The 3,564-nt window shown below is 64.9% G+C and carries 6 protein-coding genes; 1 reads left to right on the forward strand and 5 read right to left on the reverse strand.

The annotated features are described in order from the left end of the window. Positions 1–26 precede the first annotated feature (26 nt). Genes AC4HOU_RS11675 through AC4HOU_RS11690 form a run of 4 tightly spaced genes read right to left on the reverse strand, consistent with a single transcriptional unit; the run spans position 27 to position 1,640 of the window. Complete coding sequence (locus tag AC4HOU_RS11675; protein ID WP_195016260.1) at positions 27–266, reverse strand: hypothetical protein; 240 nt, start codon at positions 264–266, stop codon at positions 27–29. After that, positions 266–937 carry a DUF2637 domain-containing protein gene (locus AC4HOU_RS11680; protein ID WP_195020424.1) on the reverse strand — a complete coding sequence of 224 codons (672 nt, stop codon included), beginning with the start codon at positions 935–937 and terminating at the stop codon, positions 266–268. Before AC4HOU_RS11680 ends, AC4HOU_RS11675 begins: the two co-directional genes overlap by 1 nt. 20 nt (positions 938–957) lie before the next feature. Further along, on the reverse strand, positions 958–1,185 hold the full coding sequence (locus AC4HOU_RS11685; RefSeq protein WP_195016262.1) for a hypothetical protein: 228 nt from the start codon (positions 1,183–1,185) through the stop codon (positions 958–960). Further along, entirely contained in the window at positions 1,185–1,640 is a 456-nt protein-coding gene (locus tag AC4HOU_RS11690; RefSeq protein ID WP_036534195.1) for a hypothetical protein, read from the reverse strand. The genes AC4HOU_RS11685 and AC4HOU_RS11690 overlap by 1 nt, the downstream gene beginning before the upstream one ends. A 211-nt stretch (positions 1,641–1,851) precedes the next feature. Here AC4HOU_RS11690 and AC4HOU_RS11695 point away from each other — a divergent pair, with 211 nt between their 5' ends. Next, positions 1,852–2,529, forward strand: a complete 678-nt coding sequence (locus tag AC4HOU_RS11695; RefSeq protein ID WP_195016263.1) for a GntR family transcriptional regulator — start codon at positions 1,852–1,854, stop codon at positions 2,527–2,529. Between the two features lie 58 nt (positions 2,530–2,587). On the opposite strand, the gene AC4HOU_RS11700 is transcribed toward AC4HOU_RS11695, so the two are convergent. Then, positions 2,588–3,421 (reverse strand): class I SAM-dependent methyltransferase, encoded by an 834-nt coding sequence (locus AC4HOU_RS11700; RefSeq protein WP_195020425.1) that lies wholly within the window; start codon positions 3,419–3,421, stop codon positions 2,588–2,590. Between the last annotated feature and the right edge of the window lie 143 nt (positions 3,422–3,564).

A 3,564-nucleotide genomic window follows, 5' to 3' on the forward strand; every position in this document is an offset into this window, starting at 1 on the left:
CAGCGCCGAAACCAGCGGGTGTTTCATCAGCGACCCCATGGGTTCGTCTCCTCTTCCAGCGGCTTGCCCAGCAACGGGATCGGCAGCCCGCACCGCCAGCAGACCCGCATATCCACCTCGGGCCGGGACTCGGCCGGAGACCCGGTGGACTGGTCGTCGCAGAACATCACGCACTCCGAGCCGGGATCGGCCGCAGCGGGCGCGGCGGGCAACAGGACCAGCAGCGGCAGCGCCGCAACACCAGCCCACAGAGCAGTTTTCGACATCAGACACCCCCAACAGGCACAGCGAGCGGCAGCATCGGTTGCTGGACCGGACGCGGACGAACAGGAACAGGACGAACAGGGCGCACCACCGCACGCGGCGCAGGCGCAGGAGCCGGGGCCGGGGCCGGGGCGGGAGTTGGCACCGGAAGCGGTTCGGTCACCGGCTCCGGGACGGGAACGGGCACAGGCTCAGACACCGGAGCTGGCTCGGGAGCAACGGCAACGGCTTCCGGCTCCGTGACCGTCTCGGGTTCGGTCACGACTTCCAGCGCGGGAGCCGAATTGCGTTGTGCAGCACGGAACAACACCGCCAGACCGTGGGTATCGACCAGCAGCGATATCGGGGCGATCGCGGCGACCAGGGCAGCCGCCCACCCGGGCAATGGCCGGCCATCTGTCACCGCGTGCAGGCTGTTGCCCGCCACCGACACCACCGCACCAGCGCCGAGCACCCACAGGAAGAACTGGCGTTCCGGCGACTTCGCCAGCACCAGCGTCCCGAGGGTGGCCAGGCAGATAGTGCCGTCAACGATCAGCGGGAACAGCCACGCATCCGAGGCCGGAATGTTGGCCAACTCGGCCAGATCGGCCAGCGTGGCAAACGAGAGCCGGAACGCGGCAGCGCCCACGCCCACGATTACCAGGACCGCGAACACACGCGCTACCGTCATCCAGGACTTCGGCGCAAACATCACGCCGCCTCACCCTCACGGGCCTCGACAATCGCAGCGGCATCCGCCTCGGCCACCGCATCCGCGAGACTGTCGACCAGCCCGGCCGCGACAAACGGCGTCATGAACAACTGCCCCGACCCGGTCTCGACGACCACCTTGCCGATGCGCTCGCTGTACTTCGCGGCCACCACGTCATCGGCAAACAGCGACGACGAGTCCACAACCATCCAGACCTCGGTGCTCATCACGCCGCCGCCTTCGCACCGTTGGTGTTGGTGGCCTTCGGGGTGTTGGTGTCGCCCTTGATGCCCGTGGCGCGGAACTGGTAGCCCTGGTACTTGAACTCGCCCTGGCCCATCACGCGCGGCTCAGCGGTCAGCCCCTCCAGCTCGATCATTCGCATGCCCGTGCCGGGAACGATCTCCTGCGTGGCCGGAACCGGCTGGTGCGAGGAAATGAAGATGATCTCGAACGAGGCCCGCTTGGCCTTGTCCTCGTGCGGATCGGTCACCGTCGCCTTCCACAGCGGCAGGCCCGTGCCCTCACCGGTCTTCGGGTCGATGTCGAACATCTGCTCTGGCGCAGCGTTCGGGTTCGGGTTGTACTTCGTCGCCGCCGCGATATCCCCCAGCAGAACCAAGCCCTGCGGGAACGCCTTGCCGAACTCGATCGGGAAACGGAAACCCCTGCTGATAGCCATCTGGCCACTCCTTGCGTCTTGTGAATCTCAGCACGATCTGTGCATACACAACAGCGTATACACAGCTGCGTATACGCACAAGTGTTTCTGTGTATGCGCAGGTCGGCGCGGGATTTTTCGCGGCGGATCTGGGATTGGAGGCGTACGCTGGGGTGTGTATACGCAGTTGTGTATGAGCAGCCGTTTTCACCGACACGGAGGAGTTAGAGCCATGAGTGAGCCTGCGTACGTATCCATTGCGGGAGAGATCGCGCGCGAGATCCGCAGCGGTGCCCTACCTGCACGGACGCAGCTACCGAGCTATTCCGAGCTGGCGAAGCGGCACGGGGTGTCTGAGATCGTCATTCGTAAGGTGATCGATCTCTTGCTACGGCAGGGACTCGTCTACACGATTGAGCGCCGAGGGACGTTCGTCGCAGCTCGGCCGACGCTGGTTCGTGTGTCCCCGGAACGGCAGATGGAAGACCCGGAAGTGACCTTCGGAAACGAGTCCGCAGGCGGTGACGACGACGTGCAGATCGAGCGAGAGACCCGGGTGATTCCCGCCGACGATGAATTGGCCGGCCTTTTCAGGATCGATCTGAACGCCGATGTCGAGCACATCGTGACGATGGCCTCCGAGCGCGGTCGAGCGGTCTCTATCTCGGACAGCTACCAGCTGCCGGGTACGGATGTTTCAACCGCGACCGTGCTCGAGGAGACCCTGGCCGACAAGATGCCCGCGCCGACACACGCGGTGTGGCTCGAAGTGCCGTCCGGCGAGCTGGTAAAGACTGTCCACCAGCGATTTATCCGAGACGGCCGGGTCCTGATGGTCTCGGACGTGTCGTATCCGAAGGACCGGTACGAGTCGTTCGTCTTCAGGATGACGCTCGAACCCCAGTCCTAGACAGCTCGCCGAAGATGGCCCGGTCGCATAGCCGATCGGGCCATCTTTCGTATCTGGCCTATACGGACCGCACCCAGCCCTGGGCAACGTCCCTGAGGTTCCACCACGAGACATGCTGCGCATCTTCGGATTCCAGCGTCCACGCCTCCGAGAGTCGGGCAAAGAACGCATCATCGCCGGTCTTGCCGCCCTGCGGTTCCCCGATGAAGATCACGCGACGACCACCCCGGGTCTCGAACTTCTCCAGCGCCTCGGAGGCCATCGTGTTCCCCCAGCCCGGTGGCCAGCAGAGGAACAGAACTGATTTCCCGTCCAGCTCTGCGTCGAATTCATCGAGGCCTGACACCGGGTACCACACGGTTCGCTGGCCTGCGGCGTCCGGGAACGACGGGTTCGCCGTGCTGTTCGGCGGTTCGGAATCGAACGCCCGGACATCGACGCCGTGGTCAGCCAGTTGTTTCGCCCAGTAGCCACGGCCTGCGCCCAGTTCGACTACGCGCCGGCCACCGGTAAACGTGCGGACCCAGCTCAGCGTTTCCGGCGACGGAATCGCGTAGGCGTACGCACTCTGCAAGATCGTCTGCACGAAGCCCAGTCGGACGCTGCCACTCGGAGTCCCCCCGTTCACCACCCGGCGTCCCCCGTCGACCGCGACAGACGGAGCCACGATGTCCCAGTACGGGTTTGCGGACTGCTCGCCTCCGCCGGTCATGTAGTGCACGAACCGCAGATCAAACGCGGCATCAGCATCCTGATCACCGGTGCCTGCCAGCATCGGCGCGGTATCGAGATACTCCGCCACCTTGGGAAACTCGGCCTGCAACCGCGATTCGTCCCCGAGCAGGGCAGCCAGTTCCGAGCGACGTTCCGGTGTCAACGCGAGCGCAGTCATGGGCTCGATTGTCCGTGTGCGGCTCACGTTCTGCGAGTGGTTGCCGAATTTCGCCATACAGGATCAAGAGCGCCTGCGGCGGCGCTTCGGGGGGGCCTCCAGGCCGGCCAGAACAAGGGGGTTTCTTTCTTCTCTTCACCCCC

The sequence above is a fragment of the Nocardia sp. JCM 38205 genome (assembly GCF_058222935.1).